General features: G+C 70.1%; 18 protein-coding genes. 13 read left to right on the top strand and 5 right to left on the bottom strand.

Translation table 11 applies throughout. From position 1 onward, the window contains the following. The first annotated feature begins 200 nt into the window (after positions 1–200). Both ACQEVC_RS35545 and ACQEVC_RS35540 read left to right on the top strand, forming a co-directional pair. Positions 201–848 (top strand): DsbA family protein, encoded by a 648-nt coding sequence (locus tag ACQEVC_RS35545; RefSeq protein ID WP_432886787.1) that lies wholly within the window; start codon positions 201–203, stop codon positions 846–848. Continuing rightward, positions 845–1,498 carry a vitamin K epoxide reductase family protein gene (locus ACQEVC_RS35540; RefSeq protein ID WP_432886784.1) on the top strand — a complete coding sequence of 218 codons (654 nt, stop codon included), beginning with the start codon at positions 845–847 and terminating at the stop codon, positions 1,496–1,498. Before ACQEVC_RS35545 ends, ACQEVC_RS35540 begins: the two co-directional genes overlap by 4 nt. A 238-nt stretch (positions 1,499–1,736) precedes the next feature. On the opposite strand, the gene ACQEVC_RS35535 is transcribed toward ACQEVC_RS35540, so the two are convergent. Beyond that, the gene (locus tag ACQEVC_RS35535) at positions 1,737–1,889 is read right to left on the bottom strand and encodes a hypothetical protein (protein WP_432886781.1); all 153 of its coding nucleotides are present in this window, start codon (positions 1,887–1,889) and stop codon (positions 1,737–1,739) included. A gap of 229 nt (positions 1,890–2,118) precedes the next feature. Between ACQEVC_RS35535 and ACQEVC_RS35530 the strand changes: the two genes are divergently transcribed. From ACQEVC_RS35530 to ACQEVC_RS35505, 6 genes are all read left to right on the top strand, one after another. Beyond that, the gene (locus ACQEVC_RS35530; RefSeq protein WP_432886778.1) at positions 2,119–2,241 is read left to right on the top strand and encodes a zf-HC2 domain-containing protein; all 123 of its coding nucleotides are present in this window, start codon (positions 2,119–2,121) and stop codon (positions 2,239–2,241) included. A 301-nt stretch (positions 2,242–2,542) separates the two neighbouring features. Beyond that, complete coding sequence (locus tag ACQEVC_RS35525; protein ID WP_432886775.1) at positions 2,543–3,277, top strand: ABC transporter ATP-binding protein; 735 nt, start codon at positions 2,543–2,545, stop codon at positions 3,275–3,277. 143 nt (positions 3,278–3,420) lie between these two features. Continuing rightward, positions 3,421–4,083, top strand: coding sequence for a hypothetical protein (locus ACQEVC_RS35520; RefSeq protein WP_432886772.1), 663 nt, complete (start codon positions 3,421–3,423; stop codon positions 4,081–4,083). Positions 4,084–4,122: 39 nt separating this feature from the next. Beyond that, positions 4,123–4,464 (top strand): hypothetical protein, encoded by a 342-nt coding sequence (locus ACQEVC_RS35515; RefSeq protein WP_432886769.1) that lies wholly within the window; start codon positions 4,123–4,125, stop codon positions 4,462–4,464. A 41-nt stretch (positions 4,465–4,505) separates the two neighbouring features. Next, the gene (locus ACQEVC_RS35510) at positions 4,506–5,510 is read left to right on the top strand and encodes a response regulator transcription factor (protein ID WP_432886766.1); all 1,005 of its coding nucleotides are present in this window, start codon (positions 4,506–4,508) and stop codon (positions 5,508–5,510) included. 95 nt (positions 5,511–5,605) lie between these two features. After that, positions 5,606–7,207, top strand: coding sequence for a carboxylesterase/lipase family protein (locus ACQEVC_RS35505; RefSeq protein ID WP_432886763.1), 1,602 nt, complete (start codon positions 5,606–5,608; stop codon positions 7,205–7,207). 1,030 nt (positions 7,208–8,237) lie between these two features. On the opposite strand, the gene ACQEVC_RS35500 is transcribed toward ACQEVC_RS35505, so the two are convergent. After that, entirely contained in the window at positions 8,238–8,870 is a 633-nt protein-coding gene (locus tag ACQEVC_RS35500; protein WP_432886760.1) for a TetR/AcrR family transcriptional regulator, read from the bottom strand. A gap of 231 nt (positions 8,871–9,101) precedes the next feature. On the opposite strand from ACQEVC_RS35500, the gene ACQEVC_RS35495 reads away from it, so the two are divergent. Both ACQEVC_RS35495 and ACQEVC_RS35490 read left to right on the top strand, forming a co-directional pair. Further along, entirely contained in the window at positions 9,102–10,244 is a 1,143-nt protein-coding gene (locus ACQEVC_RS35495; protein WP_432886758.1) for an FAD-dependent oxidoreductase, read from the top strand. A 400-nt stretch (positions 10,245–10,644) separates the two neighbouring features. Then, positions 10,645–11,595: an NADP-dependent oxidoreductase gene (locus ACQEVC_RS35490; protein ID WP_432886755.1), complete on the top strand. Its 951-nt coding sequence runs from the start codon at positions 10,645–10,647 to the stop codon at positions 11,593–11,595. Between the two features lie 34 nt (positions 11,596–11,629). Here ACQEVC_RS35490 and ACQEVC_RS35485 read toward each other — a convergent pair whose 3' ends face one another. Further along, positions 11,630–12,169, bottom strand: a complete 540-nt coding sequence (locus ACQEVC_RS35485) for an RrF2 family transcriptional regulator (RefSeq protein WP_432886752.1) — start codon at positions 12,167–12,169, stop codon at positions 11,630–11,632. 82 nt (positions 12,170–12,251) lie between these two features. Here ACQEVC_RS35485 and ACQEVC_RS35480 point away from each other — a divergent pair, with 82 nt between their 5' ends. Next, complete coding sequence (locus tag ACQEVC_RS35480) at positions 12,252–13,052, top strand: SDR family oxidoreductase (RefSeq protein ID WP_432886749.1); 801 nt, start codon at positions 12,252–12,254, stop codon at positions 13,050–13,052. A gap of 530 nt (positions 13,053–13,582) precedes the next feature. On the opposite strand, the gene ACQEVC_RS35475 is transcribed toward ACQEVC_RS35480, so the two are convergent. Then, positions 13,583–14,515 carry an SDR family NAD(P)-dependent oxidoreductase gene (locus ACQEVC_RS35475; protein WP_432886746.1) on the bottom strand — a complete coding sequence of 311 codons (933 nt, stop codon included), beginning with the start codon at positions 14,513–14,515 and terminating at the stop codon, positions 13,583–13,585. 102 nt (positions 14,516–14,617) lie between these two features. On the opposite strand from ACQEVC_RS35475, the gene ACQEVC_RS35470 reads away from it, so the two are divergent. Next, positions 14,618–15,478 (top strand): helix-turn-helix transcriptional regulator, encoded by an 861-nt coding sequence (locus ACQEVC_RS35470; protein ID WP_432886743.1) that lies wholly within the window; start codon positions 14,618–14,620, stop codon positions 15,476–15,478. Between the two features lie 240 nt (positions 15,479–15,718). Here ACQEVC_RS35470 and ACQEVC_RS35465 read toward each other — a convergent pair whose 3' ends face one another. Continuing rightward, complete coding sequence (locus tag ACQEVC_RS35465; RefSeq protein ID WP_432886740.1) at positions 15,719–16,675, bottom strand: LLM class flavin-dependent oxidoreductase; 957 nt, start codon at positions 16,673–16,675, stop codon at positions 15,719–15,721. A 395-nt stretch (positions 16,676–17,070) separates the two neighbouring features. On the opposite strand from ACQEVC_RS35465, the gene ACQEVC_RS35460 reads away from it, so the two are divergent. Beyond that, positions 17,071–17,853 (top strand): phytanoyl-CoA dioxygenase family protein, encoded by a 783-nt coding sequence (locus ACQEVC_RS35460; RefSeq protein WP_432886737.1) that lies wholly within the window; start codon positions 17,071–17,073, stop codon positions 17,851–17,853. The last annotated feature ends 214 nt before the right edge of the window (positions 17,854–18,067 follow it).

The raw sequence follows: 18,067 nt of genomic DNA, 5'->3' as shown, positions 1-18,067 counted from the left end.
CATCGACCCCGGCTGGCCGTGACACCGGTACGGCGTGCCATGCCGGTACTGGGAGACCTCCGGAGAGGAGACCTGGAGTGCCCAAGAACACCGGCGGGCGATCCCGGAACCGGACCCCCGCAGCCGGGCGCTCGAAGGCAGGCAAGGACCGCCTGCGCACCAGCGGCGAGAGGGCGGCCAGGGCCATGCGTCGGCGGGGCATGAGTGGCAACGCCAAGATCACGCTGAGCCTTCTCGTGGCCATCCTCGTGGGCTTGACGGTGCTTTTCGTCGTGGTGCGCAACACCGAGGACGGAGCCGGCCAGGCCGCCGCTGAACGGCTGGTGCGGCCGGAGAGCCACCGGCTCACCTCGGCCTCCGACGCCCAGGTGACGGTGGTGGAGTTTCTCGACTACGAGTGTCCCTCCTGTGGCGCCGCCTATCCGGGAGTGGAGCAGCTCCGGGCCGAGTACGCGGGCCGGATCACCTACGTGGTACGCAACTTCCCGCTCTCCTCGCACGCCAACGCCGAGAACGCCGCGCGGGCCGCCGAAGCCGCCGCCCGGCAGGACAGGTTCGAGGAGATGTACCGCAGGCTGTTCGAGACGCAGCAGTCCTGGGGCGGGAAGCAGGAGAGTCAGCAGGCCATGTTCGAGGAGCACGCCCGCGCCGTCGGGCTGGACCTGGATCGGTTCCGGGCCGATGTCGCCGATCCGGCGGTCGCCGAACGGATCCGGGTTGACCGCGAGGACGGCATCGCGGTCGGCGTACAGGGCACGCCGACGTTTTTCGTCAACGGGGAGCGCTTCGAGGGGCAGCCGACGTACGCCGGTCTGCGGGCGGCCGTCGACGCGGCCCTGACGAAGTGAACGTCTCCACGGCGACAGCGCCGGTCGACACCGGGCCACCCGACGGGGGGACCGAGGCGGTGCCGTTCGCCATCCGGATCGTCGGCTGGGTGCTCGCCGTCTGCGGTGTGCTCGGTGGCGCCGCCGCGTTCACCCTCGCCGTGGAGAAGTTCCACGTCCTGGCCGACCCGGCGTACCGGCCCAGTTGCAGCATCAACCCGGTGCTCTCCTGCGGCTCGGTGATGTCCACGCCACAGGCCGAGGTGTTCGGGTTCCCGAATCCGCTGATCGGCGTGGCCGGGTTCGTCGTGGTCACCACACTCGGGGTGGTCGTCCTCACGGGCGCGGTGCTGCCCCGGTGGTGCTGGCTGGGGCTCCAGGCGGGCACGGTCTTCGGCGTGCTCTTCGTGCACTGGTTGTTCTTCCAGAGCCTCTACCGGATTGGTGCGCTGTGCCCGTACTGCATGGTCGTCTGGGTGGTCATGATCGTGTTGTTCTGGTACGTCACGCTCTACAACCTGTACCGCGCGTACCTGCCGGTGCCGGCCCGGTTACGCGGGCCGGTTTCGACGGCGGTCGGCTACCACACCGTGGCCGTCATGCTCTGGATGTTCCTGCTGGCCGGTCTGATCGGGCAGCGGTTCTGGGACTATTGGCGCACGCTGTGGTGAGGGGGAAGCCCGATCGATCGCAGGTCGGTCGGCGGCACGGCCGGTGCCGGCGCCTGACGCAGGGGCCTCGCCGACGGGATGACAGGACGTGGCGACGAGATCGGCGGAAGAGCAGTGCGCATCGCCGTCGGTATCGGTCCGCGGCACAACCTTTTTCAACCTCCCCTTGCGGTCCGGCGGACCGCAAGGTCGGACGCGGTGCGTGAGCGCCGCGCGGTTCAGGTTGAAAAAGGTTCACTCATAACCAGCGTCCGTTACGGCGCGGGAAAGTGGCCGGCCCGCCAACATCTGCCAGCATCTGGCCACGGCGATGGTCACACTCCGGCTCGTCCGGACGGTCGTCATAGCGTCCGGAACAGTTCCCAGCAAGGTCGAAGATCTCCAGCAACACCGGGCCAACCTCGAACGCCGCCGTCGAGGTCCGACGGTGAAGCCTGAACCTGGGGAACTGAGCGCTCCTCGGGGAGCGCGTCGCGTGAAGGGACACCGGTCAGGGCGATCGCCCGCAGCCTGGGTCGGGGCGGAACGGTCCGCCGATCGTTCCCGGAGTTGCCGCCGGTGTCCCGCACCTGACGGTGATTGCCGGGAACCGGGCGTCGTCGCCGGCCGACTACCGGTGCATGGGGTCTGAACAGTTCCGGGAGTCCCTTTCGGCTCGCCTTGACGGCGAGGACAGCCCGACCGAACGCGCCGCCACCGACATCCACCTGGCCGACTGCTCCGCCTGCCGCCGCTGCTGGTGAGCAGGATGTCGTCGCCACCGAGCCGGTTGGTGGCGAGGGCCTGACCGAGTGCGTCGGCGACGTGGCCCGCGCCGTACGCGGTGCAGCGGGGGACCGGCGAGCCAGATGAGGATGCCTCGAGCGACGACCCGCCAGCGGGGATCGGCGTCGGCTTCAGGGGGATCAAGCGACGTGGTGGCAGAGGGCTTGGGCCGGGCAAGCCCTGCCGGGCTGGTACTTCGAGGCCTAACCGACCTTCGTGACGTGTGCCGCAGACGAAGGTTGCTAGCGGGGCTGGCCTGCGTATTGGTGCAGTGGCGAGGTGATCGAAACGTTCCGCCTCACCAAACGACATCGAGCCGTCGCCGCGGTCGACGACCTCACGCTGATGGCGCCCGACGGGCGGGTGACCGGCTTCGTCGGACCCAATGGCTCGGGCAAGACCTCCACGATGCGGATGGTCGTCGGCCTCGACCGACCGACCTGCGGCACCGCGTCCATCGACGGGCGCCCGTTGCGGGAACACCGCGCCCCACAGCGTGTCGTGGGTGTCCTGCTCGACGCGCGTAGCGCACCCGGGGGGATGACCGCCAGGGCTCACCTGCGTTGGCTGGCAGCCGCCGGAGGGCTGCCCGACAGGCGCGCCGACGAACTGCTGGAGGAGGTAGGGCTGGCCCCGGCGGCATCCCGGAGGATCGCTGCCCTTTCGCTGGGCATGCGACAGCGCCTGGGCATCGCCGCAGCCCTGTTGGGCGACCCGGGCACCTTCATCCTGGACGAGCCGGTGAACGGGCTCGACCCGGACGGTGTGCGGTGGGTGCGCCAGCTCGTGCGCCGGCTCGCCGCGGACGGTCGCTGCGTGCTGATCTCCAGCCACCTGATGGCCGAGATGCAGCAGACCGCGGACCGGGTGGTGGTCATCGGCGCGGGAAGGCTGCTGGGTCAGTTCGACATCGGCGACCTGGCGGAGGGCACGTCCCTGGAGGACGCCTACCTGAGCCTTACCGCAGGCGCGGCCCAGTACCGCGCCGGTGTGACCGGAGGGCCGAGGCGGTGAGCGGCGCGGCGTACACCCCGGCGGCGGCATCGCCCGGCTTCGGGGCGACCCTTCGTTCCGAGTGGCGGAAGATGCGGGCCCTACGGTCGACCCCGATCGGGATCGTCCTGATCCTGCTGGTCAGTGTCGGGGTCGGAGTCTTCATGACCGTGGTCGGCGAGCGTTCCGCCATCGCCGACGCGCAGGCGGAGAACAGGTATTCGGTGATCTTCTACAGCTCCGGCCTGACCACCTGGGCGTTCGTGTTCCTGGCGGCGAGTTTCGTCGCGTCGGAGTTTCGGGGCATGGGCGAGTACACCTTCGTCGCCACCGCACGTCGCGGTCGTATCCTGGCGGTCAAGCTGGTCCTGATCGCGGCCGGCGGTCTGCTCGTCGGCCTTCTGGCGTCGGTCATGTCGGTGGCGGCGACCCAGGGCGTGCTCGCGCTCCGTGGGCTTGAGCCACTCGCGCTGACCGATCCAGGACTGATCCGCGCGATCGTGCTGCTGGTCGGGGCCTCGATGACGGTACAAGGTCTGCTGGCGGCGGGCTTCGCGGTGCTCCTCCGCTCGGCCGTCGCATCGGTGGTCAGCACCGGCCTCATCTCGCTCGTACCGGTGAGTTTGGCGCCGATCCTCGGCGAGTGGTACTCGGCGCACGTGCCCCGTTGGCTGCCCGGTGCGGCGGTGGAGAGCCTGGCCGGGGTGGCGGCCCCCGGCTCCTACGGCTATCTGCCGTGGTCGCTGGCAACCGCATGCGTGATCGCGTGGGTCAGCACGCTGTGCGTGATCGCCGCGCTGCGTCTGCCCCACATGGACATCCGCTGACAAGACCGTCCGGCGACAAGGACAGGGAGCGCACCACCGATGACGCGCGTACAGCTCAGCGCCGACGCCCAGCCGGAGCACGTCCTGGCGAAGGTCCGCCAGACCTTCGAGAGCCGGGACTACCTGTGGGAACAGAGCGGCCCGCTGAGCGCGGTCGCCAGCGAGGGTGGGAAACCGGTGACGAACACCCTGATCTCGCAGCGCCTGCGGGTGGCCGTGCGGATCGATGCCGAGGCGCACCGCCTGGTGCTGACCCAGGAGACACTCGGCGCCGCCTACACCGCGAACGGCGGACCGGTGATCTTCGTCTGGCTCAGCATGCGCTTCCGGCGGATGGTGAAAGCGGTCCGGGAGGATCTCGCGGCGGCGGGCCTGCACTGAGGTGTGCGGGCCGGAGACCATCAACCGAGAAGGCGGGCGCGGTGAGAAAACACCTCGACGGGGAGGTGGCGTGGCGGGTCGTCGGACTGGCCACGGCTGCCCTGCTGGGCATGGTCATCGGCGTCGCCGCGATCCCCGCCGCGACGCCGGTGATCGTGGCGATGACCGGGGTGCAGCTCGGCGTCACCGCGCTCGGATTCCTGGCGCCCCGCCGGCCGGTGCTCTGGGCCGGCGCCGTCGCGGTCGTGGCGCTGGGCTCCACTCTGCTGGACCCGCGGCTGGCCGAACTCGTCTACAGCGGCGCCGTTCCGTGGATATCCCTGGGTGTCACGATGGGTGCGCTGAACCTGTACCGCCACGCCAGTGCCTGGATCACGGTCGCCTCCGGGACCGCTGCCCTGGCGCTGGGCTCGGCTGGCGTGGTGGCGGTGAGCATCCGGGCCGGGGTGCCGGTGGCGACGGCCATACTGGCCGCGTCCGTTCCGTTCCTCATCGGTGTGCTCATCGCCCTGACGCTGCACCTGCGAGACGCCCGGGAGGACCGCGTCCGGCGCCCGACCTTGGCGGTCGGGGTGCCGGATCAGCCCGACCAGGGGGAGGCCACGCCGTCGGGGACGCTGGAGGCGGCCAGGCGGGCGCTGGCCATCGTGGCTCTGCGCACCGACGAACTGGTCGGGTCGACCCGCGACACGTCCACCCGCCGCGCCGTGGCCGACCTGCGCGACGTCGCACGGCGCGGACTGACCGGCACGAGCACGGGCGGCAACTCGGTGACCCGGATCGAGGTGTACAGCTCGACCTCTTCGCCGGCGTCCGAGACCCCCGACCGCAAGCCGGCCGGACCACCCATGCCGGAACTGCCCGACCGCGAACGCGAGATCCTCCGGCTCGTGGCCACCGGCCTGTCCAACGCGGCCATCGGACGCAGCCTCTACCTGAGCGAGGCGACCGTGAAGCAGTACGTCTCCCGGCTCATGCGCCGGTTCGAGCGCGAGAACCGTACCCAGCTCGCGCTACTGGCCGCACGCTGGTTCGAAGAAGGCTGAGAACAGTACGGCAAGGCTGGGCGCGCCGGAATCAAGGTGAACGGCTCCGGTGATGCGGCATGCCCGGCGAAGGATCGATCGAAGGGAGGGCGGCGGTGGTCCGGTGGAGGCTGGTCGCGGTTGCCATGGTGGCGACGGTGGGGCTCGTGGTGCCGTCGGTGGGTGCCGGCGGGGCGCCGGAGAGGACGGTGCGCACCACCTCCGGGCTCGTGCGTGGGGTGGTGGAGGAGGAAGTACGCCGGTTTCTCGGTGTGCCGTACGCGGCGCCGCCGGTCGGTGAGTTGCGCTGGCGCGCGCCGGGATCGGTGCGGCCGTGGTCGGGTGTGCGGGACGCGGGTAAGCCCGCGCTGCCGTGCCGGCAGGCCCCGGGCGAGATCCAGAACAGCAGCGAGGACTGCCTATACCTGAACGTCACCGCACCGCGCCACAGGTCCGGGCCCAAGCCGGTCATGGTGTGGCTGCACGGTGGCGGCAACTTCGGAGGCACCGGCAACGAGGTCGACCCGCGACGGATGGTCAGCAGTGGCGACGTCGTGGTGGTGACCGTCAACTACCGGCTCGGTGTGTTCGGCTTCTTCGGCCATCCCGGCCTCGCCGACTCGGGCTCGTTCGGGCTGCTGGACCAGCAGGCGGCGCTGCGCTGGGTCCGTCGCAACGCCGCCGCGTTCGGCGGCGACCCGCGCAACGTGACGCTGTTCGGCGAGTCCGCCGGCGGCATCGACGCCTGCGCCCACCTGACCTCGCCGCGCGCGGCCGGCCTGTTCGACAGGGTGATCCTGCAGAGCGGTAGCTGCTCGTTCCCCGGCTGGACGATCGGGCCAGGATTCACCACCCCGGTGGCCGGCCCGCGCTCGTACTGGCCATCCCGCCACGATGTGGTGGCGGCCGGCGCCGCCGCGGCGACCGAGTTGGGCTGCCCGGCCGGGCCCGCTGCGCTGCACTGCCTTCGCGACCTGCCGGCCGAGGCGTTGCTGGGCAGGATGACCGAGTTCGGCGCACCGGCGTCCGGCACAGCCACGCTGCCGCTGAATCCCGGCGCAGCGGTGGCGGCCGGAGCGTTCCACAGGGTGCCGGTGCTCACCGGGCACACCCGGGACGAGGCCCGGTTCGTCACCGCCTGGTCCGAACTGCCCGACCAGCCGATCACCGAGCAGCGGTTCCACACCCTGACCGAGCAGGCGTTCGGCGCACACGCCCGGCACGTGCGGCAACGCTACCCGCTGACCGACTACGACAGCCCCGCGCTGGCCTGGGCCACGCTGGACACCGACCGCAGCATGGCCTGCCCGCAGCTACGCGACGCACGCGGGTTCGCTGCCCAAACCCCCACCTACGCCTACCGGTTCGCCGACCGAACCGCTCCGCCCTATGCGCCGGTGCCCCCGGGTTCGATGCCCGACGGCGCCGGGCACGCCGCCGAGCTGACCTACCTGTTCGACATCGCCGGAAAACCCATCGACTGGAACGGCAACATCGTGCCGCACACCCCACCCCAGCGGGCACTGGCCGCCACCATGATCGCTTACTGGACCCGATTCGCACGCACCGGCAACCCCAACGGAAACGCCCCACGCTGGGCGCCGGCCCACCCGGACGCCCCACGCTCCCAGGAACTCCGCACCGGCCCCGACGGCATCGCTCCGGTGAACGCCGCCAGCGCGCACCAGTGCGCCTTCTGGCACGCCATCGACGACTGACCGTCACCGCGAAGGGGTGAGCCGCCATCGCCAATGACCGGCCTGGGTTGCGCCCGTGACTGCCGGACGACGCGTGTCGGTAGTGGCCAACGCTGGGCGCACGCTCATCGAGCCAGTTCCGGGCGTCGGCCCGCCCCGGAGACGAGCCACGGGACATGACGGCTCCGACTGGGGCCGGGGCGCCCGGTCGGCGGCATATTGGGATGGTCGGTACCAGAGACGTGAGATGCGCCGAGGTGAGGAACGAGGAACACGCGCCGATGGATGATCATTGGCGTTGCCGTCCTTCCGCGAGCGGAGATGAGCTGGAGCTTGCCGGTCCACCAGATGCCCTCCGCGCCCTCGGTCGGCTGCTACGCCAACATGCTGGACCCGTTGCGATAGCGGTCACCGGTGGGGTCGTCGCGCAAGAGGGCACCTCCGGATCAGCACATCGAGTACCTTCCCGGAGACGACTACGGTCGCCAGACTCGTTCCCCTGGTGGTCGTGGCCGACTGGCCAGACGCGCCGCAGCGGAGAACACACCGATCTCGGCATGAGTGTGCTTATCTGCACTTCACCTAATCGAGTGGCGCCCGCTCGTGCGGAGGTCAGGGTGCCGGACGGGCGTGTTGATTCCTTCTCAGCCCAAGGCTTACCTCTGCCCAGCGGGGCGATGCGCGAGGGCGAGGGTCGGGGCGTACAAAGTTGTGGAAGCCGGCGCCGAGCAGCGCGCGCCTCGTGCGCGGCACGGATGTCGTCGAACAGTCAGGGGGCTGACCGCAGCGGCCTGCCCGGCGCGGTCTGCCGCTGCGGTCGGCGCTTGGGCGATCGGGCTGGCTCTGTGCGCCCGAGCGGGAGCCACCTCGCGGTGAAGCCGGCGTTGTGGTCAGCCGCAGCGGCCTGCTCTGTCTGCTGCCGTATTGGCAGAGGCGACGGGCTCCGGATCTGCCAGGTCAGTGTGTCGAGCGCAGTCCGTGCGGAATCAACAGGTCGAGGTGCTGAACCGCGATCCGGTGGTGTCCGTCGCTTCCGCGGTGGTCGACGGTGTCATAGCTGAGCTATGGGTCGGGGTGCGGCTGAGATGCCGTGTTCGATCGCGTCGAACGCTTGGTTCAATCGTTGTTGATGGGCCGTCGCGATCTCGGCGAGGTCGTCGCCGGCGAGCCGGCGTCGGACGGTCGCGACGGCGACGATGCGGTACGCGGCGACAACGAGCGCGGCGATGAGCGCACTGTCCCCGGAGAAGCGCTTGTCGGATTCGAGTTCCTCGGCCAGCGCCGCCTCGATCTCGTGCTCGAACACGCGAAGGCGTGCGATCACCGTCGGGGCCGCCATGACGACCCGCATGAACGGTTCGATCCCCTCCTCCAGGAGGGAGAGCCCGTGCCGTTCCTCGGTGAGGGCGAGGAGGGTCCGACGGATCGCTTCGACAGCGCCGACATCGTCCGCCCGCTCGCGGACGGCAGCCCGCGCGATCTCGACCACGTCGGGAAGACGGTCAAGCAGAAGGTCTTCTTTACGATCAAAATAGGTGAAAACGGTCATCTTCGACACCCCCGCCGCGGCGGCGACCTCAACGAGCGTGACGTTGTCGAAGCCGCGATCCAGGAACAGCCCGGTCGCGACATCAGCGATGTGCGCCCGGGTCTTCGACCCGCCACGGTCTCCTCGATTGGGCATGTGCAACGACTCCTCGACGTGCTAGCTTTACCCGGTAAGGTAACCTGGTAAAGAAACCGGGTCAGATTCCGTGGTAGAGACTAAGGGGTGCGTCTCGACCTGTATGAGCGCGTCGCCGAACTGCCACAACCGGACCGCTCGTAACCAGGACGACGCGGGCCACTCGCGCATCCACACCACTTCCCTTGCCGTGCCGGCGTCCGTCGGCGCGCTTGACCCTGGAGGAGCACCATGCCCGCTCCCGTCACGATCATCGGCGCCGGCCTCGGCGGCCTCATGCTGGCCCGCGTCCTGCACGTTCACGGCATCCCGGCAACGGTCTACGAGGGGGAGACCTCCCCGACCGCGCGCACCCAGGGCGGCTTGCTCGACATCCACGACTACAACGGCCAACTGGCTCTGCAGGAGGCCGGCCTGATCGAGGAGTTCCGCGGCCTCGTCCTGGAGGGCCGTCAGGCGAGCCGGTTCCTCCTCCCGGACGGGACCGTCCTGGCCGACCAGCCCGATGACGGCACTGGTGGGCGCCCCGAGATCCTCCGCGGCGACCTGCGCCAGATCCTGCTCGACTCCCTCCCCGCCGGCAGCGTCAAGTGGGGCAACCGGGTCAGCGGCGTGGCTGCCCTCGGCGAGGGCAGCCACGAGGTGACCTTCGACGACGGCAGCACGGTTGTCACCAGCTTGCTGGTCGGCGCGGACGGCGCCTGGTCACGGGTCCGGTCGCTGTTGTCCGACGCCACCCCCGAGTACACCGGCATGTCGGCCGTCGAAACCCACCTGTTCGACAGCGAGCGCCGGCACCCCGCCACTGCGAACGCGGTCGGCCAGGGAGCGATGTATGCCCTCGCGCCGGGAAAAGGCCTTCTGGCGCACCGCGAGAGGGACGGCACTCTGCACAACTACGTGTTTGTGACCGAGCCGCAGTACTGGTTCGCCACCATCGACTTCACCGATGCTGCCGCAGCCGCCGCACGGATCGCGCAGGAGTTCGAGGGTTGGGCCCCCGAGCTCACCGCGCTGATCACCCACAGCGACACCCCGCCGGTTCTGCGCCCCCTCTACACCCTGCCGATCGGACACCGATGGGATCGGGTGCCGGGGGTGACCCTGCTCGGCGACGCCGCCCACCTCACGGCCCCGGACGGCGAGGGCGCCAACCTGGCCATGTACGACGGCTCCGAACTCGCCAAGGCCATCGCCGCGCACCCCGACGATGTCGAAGCCGCCATCACCGCCTACGAGCAGGCCATGTTTCGCCGCAGCACCGCGGCCGCCGCCGAAGGCACCGAAGGCCACAAGCTCCTGTTCGGCGAGGGCACGCCTTACGTCATGCTCGGCATGGACACAGACGACAAGCAGACCTCACGGGTGCCGTAGCCGCAGGGCTTTCGTCCGAGGCTAGTGCTCGAAGCCGCTCGACCATCGTGTCTGCAGACTGAGCGCTACGCCGGTGCGCTGGGACCACGACACGCACGGTCGGCGGAGCCAGAAGTGCGTGTTGGGTCCCAGGTGTCGGCGCTCGGCGTGAGCACGTTTGCATTGATCGTCGGCCTGGCGCAGGAGGGCTGGCCGTTGCGGCGGTTGCGGGTCAGGGCGCCTGATTCTCGCGCGGCGCAGACGGCATCAGCATGCTGCAGGGTCTCGATGTCGGGGGCAGGGTTGCGGAAATCCGGCAGGTGGCTGCCGAACCGTCAGATAATGCGGGGGTTGGCCTGTGGTTTATCCGCAGGGGCGGCCGGCGGGCTAATCGGACGCGGTCGGAAGGAGCAGTCGTCGGATGAGCACGATGCACGCCGTGAGAGCCCACACCAGGGGCGGGCCGGAGCAACTTGTGTACGAGGAGGCGCCGCGGCCGGAGCCGGGGCCTGGTGAGGTGTTGGTGGCCGTGAAGGCCGCCTCGATGACACCCCATGAGCTCAGCTGGCCGGCAACCTGGACGCACAGCTCGGACGGGACAGGACCCGCGCGCACGCCGATCATTCCGTCGCACGAGTTCTCTGGAGTCGTCGCGGCGTGCGGGGCGGGGGTGGAAAGCCCTGCCGAGGGGGAGGCCGTCTATGGCTTGATCCCTTTCACCCGCGATGGCGCGGCGGCCGAGTACGTCGTCCTACCCGCAGCCGTCCTGGCGGCCAAACCCGCCACCGTTGACCACGACCACGCCGCAGCGCTCCCGTTGGCTGCGTTGAGTGCCTGGCAGGCACTGGTGGACCACGCCGACCTGCAGGCCGGCCAGCACGTGCTGGTGCAGGGCGGTGCCGGCGGCGTGGGGATCTTCGTGGTGCAACTCGCGGCCGGTCTCGGTGCTCGGGTGAGCGCCACGGCGGCGGCGGCCGACCTGGAATTCGTCGAGGGTCTGGGTGCCGAGCAGGTCATCGACTATGCGCACGACCGCTTCGAGGATCACATTCGCGACGTGGACGTGGTCGTTGATCTTGTTGGAGGGGCCACGCAGTCGCGGTCCTGGTCGGTCCTGAGACCGGGTGGTGTCCTGGTCTCCCTCGTCACCCCACCCGACGAGCAGGAAGCAGCCCGGTATGGCGTTCGTGGGGTGTACTTCGTCGTGGAGCCCAAGCAGAACGCGTTGCGTTCCATCGCCGAGTTCGTCGATAGCGGCCGGTTGAGGCCAGTGCTGGACCGCGTGCTGCCCCTCGCTGAGACGCGCTCAGGTTACGAGGCGCTCGAGACGGCCAAACGCCACGGTAAGATCGTCATGCACGTCGCTGACTAGTGCTCGTCATGCAGCCTTGACCGAAGTGACACGGTCATCGACTTGGCCGAGGCGGCGGGTCGGCGGCATCTGATCCCGGCGATCGGTGCGACGGCGTGGAACCCGTGGTAGGCGTGAGGCGGGATCGGGTGCGGGCCGGTGCTGTCGGGGGCAGCGTGGCGATGATGTCGGCGAGCGAAACGTCGGCGAGGCTGCGCCGCCACGCATCGTGCGCCTCGGCCATCTTCTGCGCGAGGACGCAGGTGTTCTGGCACTCCTCGGGAGGGAGTGCTCCCCGTCCTCGCTGGCGGATCTCGCGGCACTCATACGGCGGGGAGGTGCCGTCGACCGCCTCCACGATCCGCAGCAGCGTGATCTCGGACGCCGGTTGCGCGAGCCGGAACCCGCCGCGTGGACCTGTCGTCGCGGTCAGCACGCCGGCCTTGACGAGATCTTGTAGCTGCTTGGCTAGATAGGCCGCCGGGAGGTCGTAGTACTGCGCGAGTTGCGCGGCTGACGCGCTGGCTCCGGGGTCGAGTTGCGCCAGTGTCGTGGCGCAGTGCAACAGCCATTCGGTGCTCACAGGCAGCTTCACAGCCTCAGCATATCGCGGATATTGCGGATCTGCTGAGTCCGAGATACGGTCGGCCCGGTAGCGAGCGAGAGGAAAGAGTGCCATGCGAATCGCAGTCGCCGGGGCGACCGGGAACATCGGTGCCCTCACCGTCACCGCCCTCGAACGGGACGGACACACCGTCGTGCGGATCAGCCGTTCGCTGGGCGTGGATCTGTCAACCGGTGACGGGCTCGACCACGCCCTCGCCGGCGTCGATGCGGTCATCGATGTCACCAACGGGCCGGCTACCGGCCACGCGGAGACGGTGGCGTACTTCGGCACCGCCACCCGGAACCTGCTTGCCGCCGGGGAGCGGGCCGGTGTCCGACACCACGTTCTGCTCTCCATCGTCGGGATCGATCGCGTCGAGGGCAACGCACACTACGCTGGCAAGCGTGAGCAGGAGCGGCTCGTGGCTGCCGGTCCGCTGCCGTGGACGATCGTCCCGGCCACGCAGTTCCACGACTTCGCCGCGATGGTCGCGGGTTGGACCGAGCGCGACGGCGTCGCGACGATCGCGCCGCTGCTCGTGCAGCCGATCGCGCCGCAGGACGTCGCCGACATTCTCGCCGAGATCGCGGCGGGCGAGCCGCAAGGGCGCTACGCCGACGTCGCCGGCCCGGAGCCGCAGGACCTCGTCGACATGGCCCGACGCACCAACGAAACGCGCGGCCACACGGTGAAGCTCGTGCCGACGTGGTCGGCCATCTTCGGCCCGACGATGGCCGGCACCGTGCTGCTGCCCGGCGAGGGGGCCCGCATCGCGCCGACCACCTTCGACGAATGGCTCGCGGGACAGCGACAAGACCACACATCCGACCCGGCGGGGCCGGGTAGGACCAACAGTTTCGACTTCAGGTGACAGGTGACGAACAGCAGACCGTCGCCGCCGGTGTTGACGTGCACCGCGAGCGCGCCACGTTCCATCGCCGTAGAGCCGGGGCACCGCTGTCGTTGACGTGGACCGGTCCGAGGTCGGCCGAGAACGCCGCGACATCCACGGCGACCTCCAGCGGTAGTCGGCTGACGACCGCCACCCGGATCGGCGACGGGTGTCGACATGTGCGGACGTGACGGTGTGCCGGGCCCGTGCAGGGCCGTGACGAGGTCCCGCAACGCGTCCGGATCACCGACCTCCTGCAGACCGACCGGAGCCGGCCCGGCGGAGTTGATCGTGGACGCCAACGCCGCGACCTTGTCCTGGTAGACCGCCGCCGCGTCCGGCCCGAACTCGCCTCCAGGCCGGAACAGGTTCTCCTGGTGGGGGGTACGGATTCGTAGGCGACGAATTCGTCCGAGCGGAGGCCCTGCTCGATCCGGTCGAGCCAGTGATGAGGTGGTGGTGACGACGGCATCGGGCGTCGTCGGAACCGCGGACGCTCAAGATCAGGGCTATCGCGCCGCGTCCGCCCGTTCCAGCAGTTCTGCGGTGGCCGCCCACAGACGCCGCTCCCGGTCGCGGTCGAGGGCGACCGGCTGCACGTCGGTCGGCTTCGTCTTCACCACGAACGCGCCGTCGCGCAAGTGCGCCCACTTCTCGTCCACGGCTATCGCGGCCAGCAGTGGCCCCGAGCGCTGCGGGGTCGACACACCCGGAACGCGGCCCAGAGCGCGGCCGATCGCCTGGAACGCCGCGGGAGCGCCGCGGCCAAGCGCGGTACCGGGCATCCAGCCGGGCTCGAACACCGAGACGTTGATTCCGGCGCCGGCGTGGCGTTGCAACTCGTGGGCGTAGTACAGGATCGCCAGCTTCGCGTTGGAGTAGGCGGTCCCGGCCTCGGTCATGCCGGGGTTCGTGTCGCCGCCTGCGGGACGGGCGAGTTCGACCGGGTCGGCCCAGCTGGCCTGCGGCACGTGCAGCATCCGGCGCCACACGTTGGCGCTGTAGGTGTTCGAGCCGACCAGCACGACCCGGGCCGGGGCGGTGAACGAGTCGAGCAGGTCGCCGATGAGCTGCGCGTGCGCCAGGTAGTTGACGGCGAAGGTCATCTCGTAGCCGTCGACGGAGGCCCGGCGGGTGTCGGCCGACATGGCACCGGCGTTGGCGACCAGGGCGCGCAGCGGGCGTACGGTGCCGGAGGCGAGCAGGTCGCGTACGGCGGCCGCGGCGGCGCGGACGTCGGCCAGGCGCGACAGGTCGCAGCCGATCTCGCGGACCCGCACGCCGCGGGCGCGGGCCTCGCCTGCGATCGCGGTCAGGTCCGGCCCGGCGCGGCCGACCAGCAGCAGGTCGGCGCGTCGCTCGGCGAGGGCGAGCGTCGTGTGGCGGCCCAGGTTACGCGTCGGGCCGGTGATCAGTACGGTTCCGGGTTCGGTGGACGTCATGGCCTCAGGCTGCGGGCCCGGCGCGGCGTCAGGCAGTCGTGCGGTTTTCGTAGGACTGCCAGGGCCAGGACAACCTCCTTCGGGCTCGCGCAGACTGGACGTGTGGAAGCGTGGGAGTTCGGCCGTACGGTGCGCCGCTGGCGCGACCGGGTCGCGCCGGAGAACGTCGGCGTGCCGGTCGGGCGGCGCCGCCGGGCCAGCGGCCTGCGCCGCGAGGAGTTGGCCGTGCTCGCCGGCATCTCCACCGACTACCTGACCCGGCTCGAGCAGGGCCGCGCGACCGCACCCTCGGCGCAGGTGGTGGAGGCTCTGGCCCGGGCCCTGCGCCTGGCCGACACCGAACGTGACCTGCTGTACCGGTTGGCCGGGCACGCCGCACCCGGCCTGGACGTGGTGCCGTCGCGGGTCACCCCGAGCGTGCAGCGGCTGCTCGACCGGCTCGCACACACCCCGGTGGTCGTCTACGACGCGAGCTGGACGCTGGTGCTGGCCAACGCGCCCTACGACGCCCTGATGGGCGACACCTCGACCTGGCGCGGCCTGGAACGCAACACCGTCTGGCGCAACCTCGCCGGCCTGCCCACGCGGGTCGTGCACACCCCGGTCGAGCAGGCCGACCATGAGGCCCGGCTCGTCGCCGACCTGCGCCTGACCGCCTCGCGCTACCCCGGCGACCACGCGCTGCGCCGGCTGATCGCCGAACTGGCCGCCAAGAGCCCCCGCTTCGCAGAATTGTGGGACGCCCAGGCCCCGCCGCTGTCCGACCCGTCGAAACGCAAGGTCGTCGACCACCCGGCGGTCGGACGCATCACCCTGGACTGCGACACGCTCGTCGTCGCCCTCGACGATCTCCGCATCACCGTCTACACCGCCGAGCCGGGCAGCGAGGACGCCGAACGCCTCGCCCTCGCCGTCGTCCTGGGCACCCAGACCCTCGTCGACCGGCATCAATGCCGCCGATGAGCGGATGCTGCCTGCCGCTGTCCCAGGTCCAGTTGCAGCGGTGCATCGTCGTCATCGATTACGGCACGATCCGACAGGCCTGGTCCCGAGCCGGGTCAGTGCGGGAAGACTGATGGCGAGCCGAGTCCCGACCGTAGAACAACGACGGGTCCGAACGGTACCGACCGCCGATACCGTCCTAACGGACTGGCAGACGTCCGTCGCCGTCCGAGGGCCAGGTGGTGGCCGTGGGGGTACCGGCTATGGCTCTGGCCGGTCGCCGATCTGCTGTAGCGCGGTGAGGGAGGCGCGGAGCTGGTTCAACGGGTCGGCGCCGATCGGCCGTAACACGACGGTTTCGGCGCCGGCATCCCAGAGGCTGTGCACCCGCTGCGCCGTGGTGGTGGCGGTGCCCGCGGCCAGGAACACGTCCTCGATCCCGACGCCGAGGTTCCTGGCCCGCTCCTCGACGGCCTCCGTGGTCGCCGCGTGGACCTGGTCCGGGTCGTCGTTGACGTGGTGCAGGGCGAAAACGATCACCTCGTGCGGCCAGGTCGTCTCGAACGCCTCACGCCCCGCTTCGATGTAGTACAGCGCCGAGGCGATTGCCGCCGGGCCGTGCCCTTCGCTGATGATCGTGCCGTCGGCCACCTGCCCGGACAGGTAGTGCATGGTGTTGTTTCGCAGGATGGTCAGCTCCGTCGACTGGGCGCCAGGCACGCCGGAGACGACCGGCGGCGGGACCGTCGGCGGGTGGGCCAGGTGCACCCCGTCGAGGTGTACGGCGCGGCCCCGCAGTTTCACGGTGTCCCCACGCAGCAGCGACCGGAGTGCCCTGATCGTCTCCGTGAACAGGGCGATCCTGTTCGCCGGGTCGGTGGCGGCGCCGAGCTTCGGCATCCAGTCCCGCTTGCCGTGCCCCACGGCGGCCACGAGCCGTCCCTGGTAGACACCCGCGAGTGTGGCAAGCTCCATCGCCAGCAACGCCTGATTACGCAGCGGTACCGGTGCGACCCCGATACCCACCCGGATCCGCTCGGTCACCGCGAGCGCGATCGCCGTGGAGGCGACAGAGCCGGCCGAGCCGAGATCTTCGACCAGCCACAGGTCGTCGACACCGGCCGCCTCGACAGCCCGCGCGAACGCCACCAGATCCTCCGGCCGCCGATGCCGGTCGAACATCACGCCGAGCCGCCGCCGCACCCGCAGAGCCACCATCGCAGCACCGTAGCCGCGTGGGCCCGGCACGGCGGCGGCGGTTTCCGGTTCATGCCAGATCCGGGCGCGCTGACCGAACGATCACGTTCGGTAGCCGCCCGTCCGCCCTGCTCGTTTCCGTTCGAGGCAGAGTGCGATGGAGGCCGCCTTTCCGGGGCAGTGAACATGTGACGAGGGCCCGATTATTGCGGACCCGACCCCCCGGCTCCCGCTCTTGCCGAAAGTAGTGCGTCCACGTTCCATATTCTTCACGTCGCTTCGTGTCTGTCGTCGACTCCAGCTTGAACCGAACGACATTTTCTGTTATTTCCCGGTACCGCATCCACCGAGCCGACCTATGCCTCGGTCCGGAATATCTGTTGACGGGGAGGGCGCCCGGCGGTCAGGTTGAACTGGTGGACAGCGAATCGATTCGGCGTTTCATGGCCGACGGGTTCATCAAGGTCGAGGCAGCGGTGCCGGCCGATGTCGCCGCTGCCTGCGCCGACCTGTTGTGGGCACAGATCGACGCGGTGCCCGGCGACCGGTCGACCTGGACCAGACCGGTGTACTGGGTGGGTGACATGGCGCAGGAACCCTTCCGCGCAGCGGCGAACACCCCGGTGCTGCACGACGCGTTCGACGCGCTGGTCGGGCGGGGACGATGGCAGCCGCGCAGGTCGCTGGGCTCCTTCCCCCTGCGGTTCCCGCACGCCGAGGAACCCGACGACGCCGGATGGCATATCGAAGCCAGCTACCAACCGCCCGGCGAGTCCGGCTACCGGGTGAACGTGCACACCCGTGGTCGAGCACTCCTCATGCTGTTCCTCTTCACCGATGTGGGCGAAGAGGACGCACCGACGCGGATCCGGGTCGGGTCGCACATGGACGTGCCGAAAGTCCTCGCCCGTCACGGCGAACACGGCGCTCCCATGATGAAGCTGAGCTCGGACGTGGCGGCGGCCTCGAAGCGCCGACCCGTCACGTTAGCCACCGGTCACGCTGGCGACGTCTTCCTGTGCCACCCGTTCCTGGTTCACGCGGCCCAGCCGCACCACGGCGAGCGCCCCCGCTTCATGGCGCAACCGCCGCTCTATCCGAGCTACGACTTCATACTCGACCCCTACCTCCTTCGCGTCACCGACGTCGAGCCGTCCCCGGTCGGCGCAACCATCCGCGCCGCCCTGCACAACGCCTGACAGTCCCATCGCAACACCCGACCTGCGGCTCCGCTGCTCGGCCAGCCAGCACGATCCGCATCCACAGATGAAGCAGTTGACCCTCGGGGTGCGGGGCGGTGTCTTGACTACCGTGATCGCTTCGGCGGTGAACACGGCGTCGAGGGCGGGGATGTACTCGGCGTCGCGGTCGCGATGAGGAACCGGAAACGGTTGACGTGCTCGCCGAGGTCGA

This window comes from Plantactinospora sp. CA-294935 (genome assembly GCF_050936445.1).
Classification (GTDB): domain Bacteria; phylum Actinomycetota; class Actinomycetes; order Mycobacteriales; family Micromonosporaceae; genus Plantactinospora.
The sequence above is the reverse complement of the archived record's forward strand: the minus strand, read 5'-3'. Positions and strand labels throughout refer to the sequence as shown.

Bases quoted from the DNA above. Each gene is read 5' to 3' on its own strand.
- ACQEVC_RS35545 (WP_432886787.1), top strand. From the start codon at position 201: ATGAGTGGCAACGCCAAGATCACGCTGAGCCTTCTCGTGGCCATCCTC.
- ACQEVC_RS35530 (WP_432886778.1), top strand. From the start codon at position 2,119: ATGGGGTCTGAACAGTTCCGGGAGTCCCTTTCGGCTCGCCTTGACGGC.
- ACQEVC_RS35520 (WP_432886772.1), top strand. From the start codon at position 3,421: ATGACCGTGGTCGGCGAGCGTTCCGCCATCGCCGACGCGCAGGCGGAG.
- ACQEVC_RS35515 (WP_432886769.1), top strand. From the start codon at position 4,123: ATGACGCGCGTACAGCTCAGCGCCGACGCCCAGCCGGAGCACGTCCTG.
- ACQEVC_RS35500 (WP_432886760.1), bottom strand. From the start codon at position 8,870: ATGCCCAATCGAGGAGACCGTGGCGGGTCGAAGACCCGGGCGCACATC.
- ACQEVC_RS35495 (WP_432886758.1), top strand. From the start codon at position 9,102: ATGCCCGCTCCCGTCACGATCATCGGCGCCGGCCTCGGCGGCCTCATG.
- ACQEVC_RS35490 (WP_432886755.1), top strand. From the start codon at position 10,645: ATGAGCACGATGCACGCCGTGAGAGCCCACACCAGGGGCGGGCCGGAG.
- ACQEVC_RS35480 (WP_432886749.1), top strand. From the start codon at position 12,252: ATGCGAATCGCAGTCGCCGGGGCGACCGGGAACATCGGTGCCCTCACC.
- ACQEVC_RS35475 (WP_432886746.1), bottom strand. From the start codon at position 14,515: ATGACGTCCACCGAACCCGGAACCGTACTGATCACCGGCCCGACGCGT.
- ACQEVC_RS35465 (WP_432886740.1), bottom strand. From the start codon at position 16,675: ATGGTGGCTCTGCGGGTGCGGCGGCGGCTCGGCGTGATGTTCGACCGG.